This is a genomic window from Pseudomonas sp. BN411, from assembly GCF_029871235.1.
GTDB lineage: Bacteria > Pseudomonadota > Gammaproteobacteria > Pseudomonadales > Pseudomonadaceae > Metapseudomonas.
This window is the reverse complement of record NZ_SSOM01000039.1, coordinates 1-16,005: the sequence shown is the minus strand read 5'-3', so window position 1 is coordinate 16,005 and position 16,005 is coordinate 1. Positions and strand designations below refer to the sequence as shown.

The window sequence follows — 16,005 nt, the reverse complement described above, 5'->3', positions numbered from 1 at the left end:
TGAATCGCCCCGGCTTTCCTAGACACTCTCCAAGCTCTGGAAATAGCGCTTTTCAAACTCCACTGGCGATAGCTGCATAGCGCTGCTGTGCCGGCGTTTGGGGTTATAAAACATCTCGATGTAATCGAACACATCACTCCGAGCTTCTTCGCGGGTGCCGTAGGTCTTCCGTCGGATGCGTTCCCGTTTCAGCAACTGAAAAAAGCTTTCCGCTACCGCGTTGTCGTGGCAGTTGCCGCGTCGGCTCATGCTGCTGATCAGGTTGTTGGCCTTGAGGAAACTCTGCCAATCCGAGCTGCTGAACTGGCTGCCCTGGTCGGAGTGGATCATCACTTCCTGCTTGGGCTTGCGCCGCCAGACCGCCATCAACAGGGCATCGATGGCCAGGTCGCTGCACATCCGTGGCTTCATCGACCAGCCGATCACCTGGCGTGAAAACAGATCCAGCACCACCGCCAAATACAACCAACCCTCATAGGTGCGGATGTAGGTGATGTCGGTGACCCAGACCTTGTTCGGTTCACTGACGTTGAACTGCCGCTCCAGGCGATTGGGCGAAGCTACCGTTGGCCGGCCGCCGTAATAGCCGGGGCGCCGACGATAGCCGGTCTGCGAGCGCAGCCCTTCTCCCCGCATCAGGCGAGCCACGCGGTGCCGGCCACAGGACTCTCCCAGCTCACGCAGGTCGTCGTGAATCTTGCGATAGCCGTAGACCCCACCGCTTTCCAGCCAGGCATGTTTGATCAACCCGAGCAGGCGCTGATCTTCCTTGGCGCGTACGGATTTCGGCTCGGCCAGCCAGGCGTAGTAACCGCTGGGATGCACTTTCAGGGTCTGGCAGAGACGCCGTACCGGGTACTCCACCGACAGCTTGCTGATGAAGGCGTACTTCAGCCGGACTCCTTGGCAAAGTACGCGGCGGCCTTTTTTAGGATGTCTCGCTCTTCGGTCACTCGCTTGAGTTCGGCGCGTAGACGACGCAGTTCGGCCTGCTGATCATCTTCTTGCTGCCGCTGCGCCTGGGGCTTGCCGTAGCGCTTGATCCAGGCATACAGGCTGTGCACCGACATGCCTAACCGCGCTGCCACCTCGGCTACGGGGAGGCCGCGCTCGGTCACTTGCTTGACCGCTTCGATTTTGAATTCTTCGGGGTAACGCTGGTTGCTCATGGCACCTCCTAACGGGCCTCATTATGAGGCTTGGAGGTGTCTACGAAACTAGGGGCGATTCAAGTCAACGCCATCTGGAGCCCGAAAATTCATCTCGTTCCGTCGCTCCCTATCAAACGAGCATGGCCGTCTAGAGAACAAAAAAAGGGCTGCCAAATGGCAGCCCTTTTTGGTGCATCCGTTTCACGCTTAGTGAGAAGGTTTCACGGATTAGAGATTTTGAGCGGACCAGCCAGCTTTCTAGCGAAACCTTTTGGCGGTTTCATACACAGTTACCCGTGTCGAAGAAATTGCCGAGCTGGCAGAGAAACCTATTCGGCGGTTCTGGTCGATTCACTGTTCAAGGAGGAGCGGCTACAGCTCGTTGTTCCAGCACCCGGCGGGTAGCGCCTGCCATGCCAAAGCCTTAGTCGGCGGGCCATGGACATGGCACTCCCCGCCGTAGCGCCGACCTGTCCCTCTACAGCTTCCCCGCCTTCCAGACCAACAACGCTTTGGCATGGATAGCCACTTTGCCCGCTGGCACCACCCGATCCTTGTGCGTTGGACTGTCCGCAATCAGCTCCAGCTTGTCGGTTCCGGCCAGTTGCAGGCGCCGGATGAACAGATGCTCAGCCCAGGCGACGAGGTAGATGCCGTCGCCGACGTACTGGTTCACACCACGATCGATCAATAGCAGGTCCTTGTCGTGGATCGTGCCCTCCATCGACTGGTCCCAGGCGGTGATGATGGAGAGGTTGGCGGGATCGCTGTACTTGAGGCCCAACCCGTCAAGCTCTCGGATACCGACGGTGATGTCGTTCACCAGGTCGATATAGTCGGTCGGCGTCTGCTCCTGGAGAATGTCAGGCAGTTCGTATCTCTGAATCAGAATTTCGCCATCCTTCGGATAGGAGGCGCGGCGGACATTCTTCGCCTGTTTCTCGAGACTGGGCCGGGGACGCGACTCTGCATCGACACCGCTGCCATCGACCAGGTCCGACACCGATACATCTAAGGCCGCAGCGATTTGGCCAAGCCTTTTGGGGCGAGGGGTGTTCCTGTCGGCCTCCCAGGCCTGAACGGATTGCGGTTTGACTCCCACCAATCTGCTGAGCGCGGATTGGTTGATTCCCTTCCTAATGCGTGCCGCCGCAATTCGAGATCCGATCGTTTTCATGGCGCCAACCATACAACCGATGGTTGTAACTATCATTGCAATTATAAGTTGTAATATGCCCTTTGGTTTTGTAGCTTTCGGTTGTTGCCCAGGGATGGAGGTGGATCCGTGAAACAGAATCCCGCTCAACGCGCAGCGGATGTAGTTGGTGGTCAGTCGGCGTTGGCGAGGCTTATTGGCTGCAAGCCCCAAGCCGTGCAAAGAATGTGTGCGACGGGCCACGTGCCGGCCGAGCGGGTCTTGCAGATCGAGGCGGCGGTAGGCGCGCAGGTGACGAGGCATGAGCTGAGGCCGGATCTCTACCCCCGAGAGCCTGAAGAGGCTGAGGTTTGAGGCTTCGTCCCATGCACGGACAGCTAACCGAATGGACCCGCGATGTCGCTGCCGTCCTCACGCAACCTCCCGGCCAGCACCAACTTCAGGCGTTGACTATCTGGCTGCAGCGCCTGGGCTTCGTCGATCATTTCGTGCTGTTCATCTACGAAGGGCGTTATCTGCCGCTGTCGCTGTTCGACACCTTCCCGGCGCACCTGCGGCAATTCTTCGTGCACGAGTACCAGACCGGGCCTTATCGGCTAGATCCGTTCTACCTTGCCAGCCTGGGCGGCCAGGCGGAGGGGTTGTACAGCATGCGGAGCCTGGCGCCCAAGGGTTTCTATGCCAGCGAGTACTTCCGCAGCTATTACCGTCGCTTAGGCCTGTTTGAGGAGCTGGGCTTTTTCACCAGTCTGGAGGGCAAGGGCAGGGCGGTACTGTCGCTGATGCGTCGGCGGGGGAGGCTTGCGTTCAGCGAAGAGGAGCTGCGGCTATTTCGCAGTGCGGTACCGGTGGTGGATGAGGTGGTGCGTTCGGCTTGGCAGGCGCATCGGCCGCAGGAGCAGCGTGTTGCTTATGACCTGGATGAGCGGGTTCGCAATGCGTTTGACCAGTTTGGGCGGGAGGTGTTGAGTCCGCGTGAACGTCAGGTCGCACGCTTGGTATTGCAGGGGTACACCAATAGCTCGATTGCTGAGTTGCTGGGCATCCAGCGAGGAACGGTGAAGGTCCACCGCAAGAACCTTTACGACAAGTTGGAGATTGGCAGCCAGGCGGAGTTGCTGGCGGTGTTTATCAGGGAGCTCAAGGGCGGGTAATCACCCCGACCCCGTTGACGGCGCTGGTGCAGGAAGAGTCGGGCTTGATCTCGCTAGCGGGCAGTGTCTTGCAGATATACGAATCGGCATTCAGAGAACGGAAGCCGTGATCGAGGGGGAAGCAGTACGTGAGGGAGGTATGTACGAATTCGTCTCAATAGGTAGATGGTTTGGCAACCTGCAGCAGCCCCGTACAGAACGGGGCTTTACCAGGTAGCACGATCACGCGCATCTCGTCCTGTTGTTCAGCCTCTCGCACTCATCATGCGCCACGGCTTGTTCTGCATGCCTGCCACCGACGAAGTCGCCAGTTGCTCTGTCGATGATCCGGTACCAGCAGGCATCCAGCGCGTTTGCTCCGTGATCCTCACCCTTCTTGATCCCTCTGACGCCAACCCGTGGGACCCGTTTCACCGAAAAGCGTGCACTCATGGCGGACCTCCTGATTTGAGGGGATGAACCGAACAATGCTGATAGCTGCGAAAAGCCGACGTTGGGCACATGAAGTCGAAACCGGTCGTTTCCGAACCGTCGAAATCGCCTTCGTGCGTGCACCTGGAGCATGTCATGGTTCTGTGAAATGACCATTGCGACCTGGTGTCGCAGCTATGGCCGAAGATCGCTGATCTCGGCGCGCGCAGGCTTCAGGTGGTCATCCAGCTGCCCAGATCTGGCTGCTTGGGCCCGTGACTATGCTGCGTGACGTGATCGCCAACAGGGCAGAGGTCGGCATCCCGGCTGACGCGAAGGGGATTGGCGCAGAGTAAGCCGGCAACTGCCCTCACCCCCGGCCCCTCTCCCAGAGGGCGAGGGGTGACTCGCGCCTGAGCGCTCGCAGTCCGGTAGGGCATTGAGCTTGCTGACTTTCTCCCATTGGGCCGTCCAAAACCTCATCCGCTATAATTGCGTCCTCGATTGCGAGAGACGCCCGCCAATGCCAACCCCGTCCCTGCAGGCCAAGAAGGCCTACTACGCCAAGGCACGCCAATCCAATTACGCGGCCAGCCTGCGCCTGGAAGGCTTTGATGTGACGCCGGCCGATGCCGAGCGCAAGTTGCCTTCCCGTGAGTCCGTGCTGAGTGCGTACCGCGCCAGGCAGGACTGATGGTCGACAAGTACGGTACAGGCCAGGACCCGTACTGCTATCCCGGCACGACGGTTCTGCGTAATCAACTGGGTCTGACCGACGACGATGCGCTCAACGAAGCGGAGCGCGCCCTCTCCGAAATTGCCGCCAGCGAAATCGATTTCGCGCCGCCTCCCTACGATCTGCCTGCGCTCCAACGTATCCATCGACAGCTGTTCGGCGACCTGTACGACTGGGCCGGCGAGTTGCGCACGCTGGATATCTCCAAGGGTGGTACGCACTTCTGCAATGTCACCCGCGTCGAGCCCGAGGCCAAGAAAATCTTTGCCGTACTGGCAGGTGCCAACTGGCTCGAGGGACTTGAGCGCGGCGTCCTGGTTGCCGCTGCCGCCGAGCACTTCGGCGACCTGAACATGATCCATCCCTTTCGCGACGGCAACGGCAGGGCGCAGCGCATCCTGTTTGAGCACCTCATCGTCAACGCCGGCTACGAGATCAGTTGGTGGCCGGTGGGGGAGGGTGAGTGGCTGCAGGCAAACGTCGATGCCGTGGTTTGCGACTACGGCGCGTTGATCCGCATCTTCGAGCGGTGTATTGGGCAGCCGATTGGTGAGTAGTTGGCTGTCGTCCCTTTAGAACTCGTTGCTTTGGCTTGAGATGCTCGGAGTGGTTGGCCTCGCATGGGTATTGCTTTGCTCGTGGAATGCCGCCGGCCCCAACCTACGATTGCCGCACGGGCTTCTGCCTGTGGGAGCGAGCTTGCTCGCGAAGCATTTGTGGCTGGGAAATTCGCGAGCAGAGCTCGCTCCTACGGGGGGCTGGTTGTGCATGGGGCGTTGGTGGCTCGGATTGCTTTCGAGGTTCCGTAGCCAGGATGCACTCCGGGAGTGGTGGCGGGATTTCCCCGGATTGCATCCGCGCTACGCACTACGAAATGACCTACATCTTTGTGAGTTGGCCATTACGCCAGTGCCATATGGGCCCTCCGCTGGGCCGTTGGTAGCGTTGTTCCTCACTTGCTCCTAGCCGTGTTGTGCAGATCGAGTTGCTGGCCGGTACGGCCGCGCTCGAGGCGATCAGTTCGATCTTCAAGCCGATACGCCAAGGAAGGGAGGCGGGCCGCCGGATGCTGAAAATCTCCTGGGCCCTGCGCCACGACAACGCGTGAAGGAATCACCATGAATGAGGCAACGCTCTATATCGACGGGCGCTGGGTTACGCCGAAGCAGGGGAGCCAGTTCAGCAGCATTGACCCGGCGACGGGCGAGTGCATTGCGGCGCTGTCGGCGGCTGGAGTAGAGGACGTTGATCTGGCGGTGAAGGCCGCCCGTAGGGCTTTCGAGAGGGACTGGGGAAAGACGCGGGGAAGCGAGAGGGCGAGCGTTCTGGAAGCGCTGGCCGACAACCTGGAGCGGCGTCAGCAGGAGCTGGCGGTGCTGGAGGTTCGCGACAACGGCAAGCCCCTGCCAGAGGCGGAACGCGATGTGGCCGACGCCATCGGCTGCTTCCGCTACTACGCCAATCTGGCGCGGGAGCTGGACGAGCGCCAGGACCAGCCGTTGGATGTGGGGGATGCGCGCTTCAGTTGCCGCATCCGCCATGAGCCGGTGGGCGTGACGGGGCAGATCATCCCCTGGAATTTCCCGCTGTTGATGGCAGCACGGAAGGTGGCTCCCGCGCTGGCGGCCGGGGCTACCTGCGTGCTTAAGCCGTCGGAGCTCACTTCACTGAGTGCGCTCGAACTGGGGCTGGCGGCGAGCCGGATCGGCCTCCCGCCGGGCGTGCTGAACATCGTGCCGGGCTTCGGTGTGGAAGCCGGCGCGGCCCTGGCCCGGCATCCGGGCGTGGACAAGCTGGCCTTCACCGGCAGCGTGCCGACGGGGTCGAAGGTCATGTCGGCGGCCGCTGCCGACATCAAGAACATCAGCCTGGAGTTGGGCGGCAAGTCGGCGCTCATCGTGTTCGACGACGTCGATATCGAAGCGGCAGTGGAATGGATCCTGTTCGGCATCTTCCGGAACCAGGGCCAGGTGTGCAGCGCCACTTCGCGCCTGCTGGTACAGGAGGAAATCGCCCCTCGTCTGCTGGAACGCCTGGTGGAAGCTGCCCGTGACATTCGCATAGGTCCGGGGCTGGAGGAGGGCGTGCAGCTTGGGCCACTGGTCAGCGCGGGTCACTACAGGAAGGTCATGGGCGCGATCGACCAAGGCCGGCCGGACGCACCGCTGCTCACCGGTGGCGTCCGTCCGCGCCATCTGCCGAGGGGCTACTTCGTCGAGCCGACCATTTTCGATGAACCCGACATCAGGAGCCCGCTCTGGCGCGAGGAGACATTCGGCCGGGTTCTCTGCGTTAGGCGCTTCAAGACAGAAGCGGAGGCCCTGGCACTGGCCAATGACAGCCGCTATGGCCTCGCGGCTGCCGTGATGTCCACCGATCTGGAGCGCGCCGCCCGCGTCGCCAACGGGCTGCGTGCCGGGACGGCCTGGGTCAACTGCTCGCCACCCACCTTCACTCAGGCGCCCTGGGGCGGCATGAAGCAGAGCGGCATCGGCAGGGAGCTGGGGCGTTGGGGGCTGGAGAATTACCTGGCGCTGAAGCAGGTGACCCAGTACTGCGGTGATGAGCCGTGGCGGTGGCACTTGAAGTAGGGCGCGGAACGCTACTGTCGATGCAGCGGGAGCGGGGCGGACGTCGCCTCAGCGACGCGGCTGGTCGAGGTGCCTGTTGATCGAACAAGGGAAGACCGACTACGCCGGCCTGAGGCAGCCATGGAGCCCGGATGCAATCCGGGAGGCGATGGCGGGCTTTCCCCGGATGTCATCCGGGCTACGGAATCCTGATCGTTGGGCGCATATCGCTTCACCCACTGCGAATTCTCCTACAGCACTGAGAGCCGGTGGCATATGGTCGGCCCGCAAGGCCGTTGCTAGCGTGGCCTTGACTTGGTCAGGGGCCGGTATCCGAAGCCCTCTGAGTCGAGCGCCTATCGATAAAAACAATAAAGAGGGATGCAATGGAACGCTCTGCAATGCGCCGCGGCCTGAACGCACGGCATATCCGCTTCATGGCATTGGGGTCCGCCATCGGCACGGGGCTCTTCTACGGTTCGGCGGCGGCCATCCAGCGCGCGGGCCCTTCGGTGCTGCTGGCGTACCTGATCGGGGGCGCGGCGATCTACCTGGTGATGCGTGCCCTGGGGGAGATGGCAGTGCGCACGCCGGTGGCCGGTTCCTTCGGTCACTATGCGAGCCGCTACCTGGGGCGCTACCTGGGCTTTCTCACCGGTTGGACCTACGCCTTCTCGATGATGATGGTGTGCCTGGCCGACGTGACGGCGTTCGGCGTCTACATGGGCCTGTGGTTTCCCGATGCGCCGCGCTGGATCTGGGTGCTGGGTATCGTGTTGTTCATTTCGGCCTTGAACCTCTGCAGCGTGCGGATCTTCGGCGAGCTGGAGTTCTGGTTGTCGTTGCTCAAGGTGTTGGCGATCGTGGCGATGATAGTCGCCGGAGCGGGCGTGCTGATGTTCGGTATTCAGCTGGGTGACGGTAGTGGCGGCGACGCCTCGCTCAGCAACCTGTGGGCCCATGGTGGCTTCTTCCCCAATGGAGTGGAGGGGATGATCGCTTCCTTCACCATCGTGATGTTCGCCTTCGGCGGCATCGAGGTGATCGGCTTCACCGCCGGCGAGGCGAAGGACCCACAGCGGATGATTCCCAAGGCCATCAACTCGGTGCCGCTGCGAATCCTGCTGTTCTACGTGCTGACGCTGCTGGTGCTGATGGCCATCTACCCCTGGCCGCGAATCGGCAGCCAGGGCAGCCCCTTCGTGCAGATATTCAGCGGCTTGGGCATCGAGTCGGCCGCCAGCATCCTCAACCTGGTAGTGATCTCGGCGGCGATTTCCGCCATCAATAGCGACATCTTCAGCACCGGTCGCATGCTCTTCGGCATGGCCGGGAATGGACAGGCGCCGCGTGTCTTCGCTCGCCTGTCTGAGCATGGTGTGCCCTGGATGACCGTGCTGGTGATGGCGCTGACGCTGCTGCTTGGCGTGCTGCTCAATTACCTGCTGCCGAACGAGCTGTTCCTGATGTTCGCCTCGCTGGTGACCTTCTCGGTGGTGTGGGTGTGGCTGATGATCCTGCTCTCGCAGATTTCCATGCGCCGCAGCATGAGCAGCGAGGAGGTTGGTTCCCTTGGCTTTCCGGTTCCGCTCTGGCCATACGGGCAGTACCTGGCCATCGCCTTCATGCTGTTTATCTTCGTGGTGCTGGCGGCGTTCCCCGACACCCGCACCGCGCTCTACATCGGCGCAGCCTGGCTCGTTGTCCTCACCCTGGCCTACTGGGCCTGGGTAAGGCCGAACCAGGCCGCGCAGCCCGAGCTTGAACTGCCGTGAGCAGTCCTGGCGGCGCGATGTTCCAGAACCGTGGTTACTTCCAGGAAGAGAGGAGTGGTTGCATGACGCAGCACAGCTTTGAATTCGAACTCCCGCATGCGCTCATCGAGGATTTCCAGCGCGATGGCGCGGTGTGCGTTCGACAGTTGTTCACGGCCGATGAGGTGGCACTGCTGGAGCGGGGCATCGAGCGCAACCTCGCGACCCCCAGCGAGCGGGCCAAGGTGGCCAGCAGCCCGGACGACCCGGGCTGGTTCTTCGAGGATTTCTGCAACTGGCGGGATATAGAGGAGTACCGGCGCTTCATTTTCGAGAGTCGCGTGGGCTCGGTAGCGGCCCAGTTGATGGGAGGTGGCGGAGCGCGTCTGTACCACGATCACTTATTGGTGAAGGAGCCGAATACCCGTCAACGAACGCCCTGGCACCAGGACCAGCCCTACTACAACGTGGACGGCAAGCAGAACTGCAGCATGTGGATGCCGGTGGATCCGGTGGCGCGGGAGTCGACGCTGGAGTTTGTTGCCGGTTCGCATCTGGGGCCCTGGCTCATGCCACGGAGTTTCCTGGACAACCAGGCCAGATGGTTCCCGGAGGGCACTCTGGCGGACTTGCCGGATATAGAGGCGGATCGGGGGAGCTGGAACATTCTGGGCTGGGAACTGGAGCCGGGAGATGCGGTGTTCTTTCATATGTTGACCCTCCATGCCTCTGGTGGGGTGGGCGGGCAACGGCGTCGGCGGGCGTTCTCCCTGCGCTTCCTCGGAGATGACATGCGCCACGCACCGCGGGCCTGGAAAACCTCGCCAGAGTTTCCTGGGCTGGTCGACCAGCTCGCTGATGGAGCGCCGCTGAATCACCCGCTGTTCCCGGTGCTCTGGCCCAGGGTGGTGTGACGGGTGGGTTCTTTACGCCGCCTGTGATCACCTTGTCGTTTCCAGCAGGCGGCGTATCGTGAAAGACACACTCCCTTAAGGAGGTGTTGCTATGTTCCAGGTAATGCGAATTGGCGAGAACCGTGTCGACGTCAACTTTGCCGGCAAGCTGGACAGCAGTGAAATGCGAACCGGGATAGAGCAGTTGGCGCAGCAGTCCGAAGGCATCGCTCATGGCCGGATGCTGTATCGGGTCGGTGAATTCAAGATGCCTACGCTGGGAGCAATGGCGGTTGAGGTTTCTCAGATTCCGCAGTTGTTCAAGGTGGTCAGGCGTTTCGATCGAATGGCGGTCGTGGCCGACAAGGAATGGGTGAGAAAGGTGAGCGAGGTCGAGGGAGCGCTGATTCCGGGGCTGACGATCAAAGCATTCGGTTCACAGCAGACCGCTGAAGCCGAAGCATGGCTACAGCGTTAGCCCTGCCAGGTTTCGCCCGACATGCGCCGCCTTCGGGCGGCGCTTTTGTTTCTGCCGCTCGTGTTCGTTGGTTCGGTCTGTTGGAAGTGGCCCACCCGGCGGGGCTGACTTCGGTGTGGGAGGCGCCGGCATGCCCTACGGAGCCTGGGCGGGTTCCTTCTATATATAGGAGAGAGGAGGGAGGGCGCGGACAGTGTTCGAACGGCATGGCAGAAAGTTTTCAAATAAGTGTTGACGGCAGATTTTGCATCCCTATAATGCGCACCTCTTCCGGCGCAGTCGCCAAGCAAAACTCCTTTTAGATCAATGAGTTAAGTGTTTGGCGAAGGGGCTGGAAGGGTTCGCTTCGAACAGTTCGCCACTGGCGAATGAAGCTGAATCGGAGGTGTTGACAGCGAGTTTGAACGCTGTAGAATGCGCCTCCCGCTGACGAGAAGAGTGAATCGGATCGGAAGCGCAAGCGGTTGAGTAGAAACGAAAATTTCGAAAAAACAGCTTGACAGCAAGAACGGCTAGCGTAGAATGCGCGGCCTCGGTTGAGACGAAAGACTTGATCGAAACGCTCTTTAACAACTGAATCAAGCAATTCGTGTGGGTGCTTGTGAGGTAAGACTGATAGTCGACTGATTATCAGCATCACAAGTAACACTCGTGAATTCGAGAGTTTATTTGCGATTGCTGAGCCAAGTTTAGGGTTTTCTCAAAACCCAAGCAGTATTGAACTGAAGAGTTTGATCATGGCTCAGATTGAACGCTGGCGGCAGGCCTAACACATGCAAGTCGAGCGGCAGCGGGTCCTTCGGGATGCCGGCGAGCGGCGGACGGGTGAGTAATGCCTAGGAATCTGCCTGGTAGTGGGGGATAACGTTCGGAAACGGACGCTAATACCGCATACGTCCTACGGGAGAAAGTGGGGGATCTTCGGACCTCACGCTATCAGATGAGCCTAGGTCGGATTAGCTAGTTGGTGGGGTAAAGGCTCACCAAGGCGACGATCCGTAACTGGTCTGAGAGGATGATCAGTCACACTGGAACTGAGACACGGTCCAGACTCCTACGGGAGGCAGCAGTGGGGAATATTGGACAATGGGCGAAAGCCTGATCCAGCCATGCCGCGTGTGTGAAGAAGGTCTTCGGATTGTAAAGCACTTTAAGTTGGGAGGAAGGGCAGCTAGTTAATACCTGGTTGTTTTGACGTTACCAACAGAATAAGCACCGGCTAACTTCGTGCCAGCAGCCGCGGTAATACGAAGGGTGCAAGCGTTAATCGGAATTACTGGGCGTAAAGCGCGCGTAGGTGGTTCAGCAAGTTGGAGGTGAAATCCCCGGGCTCAACCTGGGAACTGCCTCCAAAACTACTGAGCTAGAGTACGGTAGAGGGTAGTGGAATTTCCTGTGTAGCGGTGAAATGCGTAGATATAGGAAGGAACACCAGTGGCGAAGGCGACTACCTGGACTGATACTGACACTGAGGTGCGAAAGCGTGGGGAGCAAACAGGATTAGATACCCTGGTAGTCCACGCCGTAAACGATGTCGACTAGCCGTTGGGATCCTTGAGATCTTAGTGGCGCAGCTAACGCGATAAGTCGACCGCCTGGGGAGTACGGCCGCAAGGTTAAAACTCAAATGAATTGACGGGGGCCCGCACAAGCGGTGGAGCATGTGGTTTAATTCGAAGCAACGCGAAGAACCTTACCTGGCCTTGACATGCTGAGAACTTTCCAGAGATGGATTGGTGCCTTCGGGAACTCAGACACAGGTGCTGCATGGCTGTCGTCAGCTCGTGTCGTGAGATGTTGGGTTAAGTCCCGTAACGAGCGCAACCCTTGTCCTTAGTTACCAGCACGTTATGGTGGGCACTCTAAGGAGACTGCCGGTGACAAACCGGAGGAAGGTGGGGATGACGTCAAGTCATCATGGCCCTTACGGCCAGGGCTACACACGTGCTACAATGGTCGGTACAAAGGGTTGCCAAGCCGCGAGGTGGAGCTAATCCCATAAAACCGATCGTAGTCCGGATCGCAGTCTGCAACTCGACTGCGTGAAGTCGGAATCGCTAGTAATCGTGAATCAGAATGTCACGGTGAATACGTTCCCGGGCCTTGTACACACCGCCCGTCACACCATGGGAGTGGGTTGCTCCAGAAGTAGCTAGTCTAACCGCAAGGGGGACGGTTACCACGGAGTGATTCATGACTGGGGTGAAGTCGTAACAAGGTAGCCGTAGGGGAACCTGCGGCTGGATCACCTCCTTAATCGAAGACATCAGCTTCTTCATAAGTTCCCACACGAATTGCTTGATTCAATTGCGAAGGCGATTGGGTCTGTAGCTCAGTTGGTTAGAGCGCACCCCTGATAAGGGTGAGGTCGGCAGTTCGAATCTGCCCAGACCCACCAATTGTCGCGGGGTCGTATGACCGGTTGACATTGGGGCCATAGCTCAGCTGGGAGAGCGCCTGCTTTGCACGCAGGAGGTCAGGAGTTCGATCCTCCTTGGCTCCACCATCTCCAGGCTGACCAAGAGTCCAGAATTGAATATCTCGAGCGGGATATTGAATTCTGAACTTTGCTTCAGAATCGTTCTTTAAAAATTCGGGTATGTGATAGAAGTGACTTGTTGAGTGTTTCACTGCACTCAATAATTCAAGGTAAAATTTGCGAGTTCAAGCGCGAATTTTCGGCGAATGTCGTCTTCACCCCTATGATCACGAGCAGATTGCTTGGGGTTATATGGTCAAGTGAAGAAGCGCATACGGTGGATGCCTTGGCAGTCAGAGGCGATGAAAGACGTGGTAGCCTGCGATAAGCTTCGGGGAGTCGGCAAACAGACTTTGATCCGGAGATCTCTGAATGGGGGAACCCACCTAGGATAACCTAGGTATCTTGTACTGAATCCATAGGTGCAAGAGGCGAACCAGGGGAACTGAAACATCTAAGTACCCTGAGGAACAGAAATCAACCGAGATTCCCTTAGTAGTGGCGAGCGAACGGGGATTAGCCCTTAAGCTTCTTGGATTTTAGCGGAACGCTCTGGAAAGTGCGGCCATAGTGGGTGATAGCCCCGTACGCGAAAGGGTCCAGGAAGTGAAATCGAGTAGGACGGAGCACGTGAAACTTTGTCTGAATATGGGGGGACCATCCTCCAAGGCTAAATACTACTGACTGACCGATAGTGAACCAGTACCGTGAGGGAAAGGCGAAAAGAACCCCGGAGAGGGGAGTGAAATAGAACCTGAAACCGTATGCGTACAAGCAGTGGGAGCCTACTTTGTTAGGTGACTGCGTACCTTTTGTATAATGGGTCAGCGACTTATATTCAGTGGCGAGCTTAACCGTATAGGGGAGGCGTAGCGAAAGCGAGTCTTAATAGGGCGTTTAGTCGCTGGGTATAGACCCGAAACCGGGCGATCTATCCATGGGCAGGTTGAAGGTTAGGTAACACTGACTGGAGGACCGAACCGACTACCGTTGAAAAGTTAGCGGATGACCTGTGGATCGGAGTGAAAGGCTAATCAAGCTCGGAGATAGCTGGTTCTCCTCGAAAGCTATTTAGGTAGCGCCTCACGTATCACTCCAGGGGGTAGAGCACTGTTTCGGCTAGGGGGTCATCCCGACTTACCAAACCGATGCAAACTCCGAATACCTGGAAGTGTCAGCGTGGGAGACACACGGCGGGTGCTAACGTCCGTCGTGAAAAGGGAAACAACCCAGACCGTCAGCTAAGGTCCCAAAGTTCTAGTTAAGTGGGAAACGATGTGGGAAGGCTTAGACAGCTAGGAGGTTGGCTTAGAAGCAGCCACCCTTTAAAGAAAGCGTAATAGCTCACTAGTCGAGTCGGCCTGCGCGGAAGATGTAACGGGGCTCAAACTAGACACCGAAGCTACGGGTTCGTCGTAAGACGAGCGGTAGAGGAGCGTTCTGTAAGCCTGTGAAGGTGAGTTGAGAAGCTTGCTGGAGGTATCAGAAGTGCGAATGCTGACATGAGTAACGACAATGCGAGTGAAAAACTCGCACGCCGAAAGACCAAGGGTTCCTGCGCAACGTTAATCGACGCAGGGTGAGTCGGCCCCTAAGGCGAGGCAGAAATGCGTAGTCGATGGGAAGCGGGTTAATATTCCCGCACTTCTAGTTACTGCGATGGAGGGACGGAGAAGGCTAGGCCAGCTTGGCGTTGGTTGTCCAAGTTTAAGGTGGTAGGCCGAACACTTAGGCAAATCCGGGTGTTCAAGGCCGAGAGCTGATGACGAGTGTTCTTTTAGAACACGAAGTGGTTGATGCCATGCTTCCAGGAAAAGCTTCTAAGCTTCAGGTAACTAGGAACCGTACCCCAAACCGACACAGGTGGTTGGGTAGAGAATACCAAGGCGCTTGAGAGAACTCGGGTGAAGGAACTAGGCAAAATGGCACCGTAACTTCGGGAGAAGGTGCGCCGGTGAGGGTGAAGCATTTACTGCGTAAGCCCATGCCGGTCGAAGATACCAGGCCGCTGCGACTGTTTATTAAAAACACAGCACTCTGCAAACACGAAAGTGGACGTATAGGGTGTGACGCCTGCCCGGTGCCGGAAGGTTAATTGATGGGGTTAGCACAAGCGAAGCTCTTGATCGAAGCCCCGGTAAACGGCGGCCGTAACTATAACGGTCCTAAGGTAGCGAAATTCCTTGTCGGGTAAGTTCCGACCTGCACGAATGGCGTAACGATGGCGGCGCTGTCTCCACCCGAGACTCAGTGAAATTGAAATCGCTGTGAAGATGCAGTGTATCCGCGGCTAGACGGAAAGACCCCGTGAACCTTTACTGTAGCTTTGCACTGGACTTTGAGCCTGCTTGTGTAGGATAGGTGGGAGGCTTTGAAGCGAGGACGCCAGTTCTCGTGGAGCCATCCTTGAAATACCACCCTGGCATGCTTGAGGTTCTAACTCTGGTCCGTCATCCGGATCGAGGACAGTGTATGGTGGGCAGTTTGACTGGGGCGGTCTCCTCCTAAAGAGTAACGGAGGAGTACGAAGGTGCGCTCAGACCGGTCGGAAATCGGTCGTAGAGTATAAAGGCAAAAGCGCGCTTGACTGCGAGACAGACACGTCGAGCAGGTACGAAAGTAGGTCTTAGTGATCCGGTGGTTCTGTATGGAAGGGCCATCGCTCAACGGATAAAAGGTACTCCGGGGATAACAGGCTGATACCGCCCAAGAGTTCATATCGACGGCGGTGTTTGGCACCTCGATGTCGGCTCATCACATCCTGGGGCTGAAGCCGGTCCCAAGGGTATGGCTGTTCGCCATTTAAAGTGGTACGCGAGCTGGGTTTAGAACGTCGTGAGACAGTTCGGTCCCTATCTGCCGTGGACGTTTGAGATTTGAGAGGGGCTGCTCCTAGTACGAGAGGACCGGAGTGGACGAACCTCTGGTGTTCCGGTTGTCACGCCAGTGGCATTGCCGGGTAGCTATGTTCGGAAGAGATAACCGCTGAAAGCATCTAAGCGGGAAACTCGCCTCAAGATGAGATCTCACTGGGATCTTGAATCCCCTAAAGGGCCGTCGAAGACTACGACGTTGATAGGTTGGGTGTGTAAGCGCTGTGAGGCGTTGAGCTAACCAATACTAATTGCCCGTGAGGCTTGACCATATAACACCCAAACAATCTGGTGATTGTGGGTGCGACTGGTTGAAGTCGACAGACCGAAAATTGGCCTGAACCGCAAAA

At 58.3% G+C, this 16,005-nt stretch carries 11 protein-coding genes, 2 tRNA genes and 2 rRNA genes; 13 read left to right on the top strand and 2 right to left on the bottom strand.

The window, feature by feature from the left end; translation table 11 throughout:
- Positions 1–18: 18 nt before the first annotated feature.
- Both E8F06_RS05165 and E8F06_RS05160 read right to left on the bottom strand, forming a co-directional pair.
- A protein-coding gene (locus E8F06_RS05165) for an IS3 family transposase (RefSeq protein ID WP_280363247.1) occupies positions 19–1,169 on the bottom strand; the annotation gives its coding sequence in 2 pieces (ribosomal slippage) (positions 19–926 and positions 926–1,169; 1,152 coding nt in all).
- Positions 1,170–1,629: 460 nt separating this feature from the next.
- Positions 1,630–2,328: a LexA family transcriptional regulator gene (locus tag E8F06_RS05160; protein ID WP_280364852.1), complete on the bottom strand. Its 699-nt coding sequence runs from the start codon at positions 2,326–2,328 to the stop codon at positions 1,630–1,632.
- Positions 2,329–2,436: 108 nt separating this feature from the next.
- Between E8F06_RS05160 and E8F06_RS05155 the strand changes: the two genes are divergently transcribed.
- The 13 genes from E8F06_RS05155 (at position 2,437) to E8F06_RS05095 (ending at position 15,927) form a co-directional block, all read left to right on the top strand.
- Positions 2,437–2,661 carry a YdaS family helix-turn-helix protein gene (locus tag E8F06_RS05155; RefSeq protein WP_280364850.1) on the top strand — a complete coding sequence of 75 codons (225 nt, stop codon included), beginning with the start codon at positions 2,437–2,439 and terminating at the stop codon, positions 2,659–2,661.
- Positions 2,662–2,672: 11 nt separating this feature from the next.
- Positions 2,673–3,461 carry a LuxR family transcriptional regulator gene (locus tag E8F06_RS05150; protein ID WP_280364848.1) on the top strand — a complete coding sequence of 263 codons (789 nt, stop codon included), beginning with the start codon at positions 2,673–2,675 and terminating at the stop codon, positions 3,459–3,461.
- A gap of 934 nt (positions 3,462–4,395) precedes the next feature.
- A complete protein-coding gene (locus tag E8F06_RS05145) occupies positions 4,396–4,566 on the top strand; it encodes a YhfG family protein (RefSeq protein ID WP_280364847.1) in 171 nt (56 codons plus the stop codon).
- Complete coding sequence (locus E8F06_RS05140; RefSeq protein WP_280364844.1) at positions 4,566–5,165, top strand: putative adenosine monophosphate-protein transferase Fic; 600 nt, start codon at positions 4,566–4,568, stop codon at positions 5,163–5,165. Before E8F06_RS05145 ends, E8F06_RS05140 begins: the two co-directional genes overlap by 1 nt.
- A 416-nt stretch (positions 5,166–5,581) precedes the next feature.
- Complete coding sequence (locus E8F06_RS05135; protein ID WP_280364841.1) at positions 5,582–5,716, top strand: hypothetical protein; 135 nt, start codon at positions 5,582–5,584, stop codon at positions 5,714–5,716.
- Between the two features lie 10 nt (positions 5,717–5,726).
- Positions 5,727–7,199 carry an aldehyde dehydrogenase family protein gene (locus E8F06_RS05130; RefSeq protein WP_280364839.1) on the top strand — a complete coding sequence of 491 codons (1,473 nt, stop codon included), beginning with the start codon at positions 5,727–5,729 and terminating at the stop codon, positions 7,197–7,199.
- Positions 7,200–7,564: 365 nt separating this feature from the next.
- Positions 7,565–8,953: an amino acid permease gene (locus E8F06_RS05125; RefSeq protein WP_280364837.1), complete on the top strand. Its 1,389-nt coding sequence runs from the start codon at positions 7,565–7,567 to the stop codon at positions 8,951–8,953.
- A 62-nt stretch (positions 8,954–9,015) separates the two neighbouring features.
- Positions 9,016–9,846: a phytanoyl-CoA dioxygenase family protein gene (locus tag E8F06_RS05120; RefSeq protein WP_280364835.1), complete on the top strand. Its 831-nt coding sequence runs from the start codon at positions 9,016–9,018 to the stop codon at positions 9,844–9,846.
- A 91-nt stretch (positions 9,847–9,937) separates the two neighbouring features.
- Positions 9,938–10,303 carry an STAS/SEC14 domain-containing protein gene (locus E8F06_RS05115; protein ID WP_190832321.1) on the top strand — a complete coding sequence of 122 codons (366 nt, stop codon included), beginning with the start codon at positions 9,938–9,940 and terminating at the stop codon, positions 10,301–10,303.
- 719 nt (positions 10,304–11,022) lie between these two features.
- Positions 11,023–12,559, top strand: a 16S ribosomal RNA gene (locus E8F06_RS05110).
- A 65-nt stretch (positions 12,560–12,624) separates the two neighbouring features.
- Positions 12,625–12,701 (top strand) — tRNA-Ile (locus E8F06_RS05105).
- A 32-nt stretch (positions 12,702–12,733) separates the two neighbouring features.
- Positions 12,734–12,809: transfer RNA gene (locus tag E8F06_RS05100), tRNA-Ala, on the top strand.
- Between the two features lie 227 nt (positions 12,810–13,036).
- Positions 13,037–15,927, top strand: a 23S ribosomal RNA gene (locus tag E8F06_RS05095).
- The 16S and 23S rRNA genes sit together here with 2 tRNA genes alongside, the layout of an rRNA operon.
- Positions 15,928–16,005: the final 78 nt, after the last annotated feature.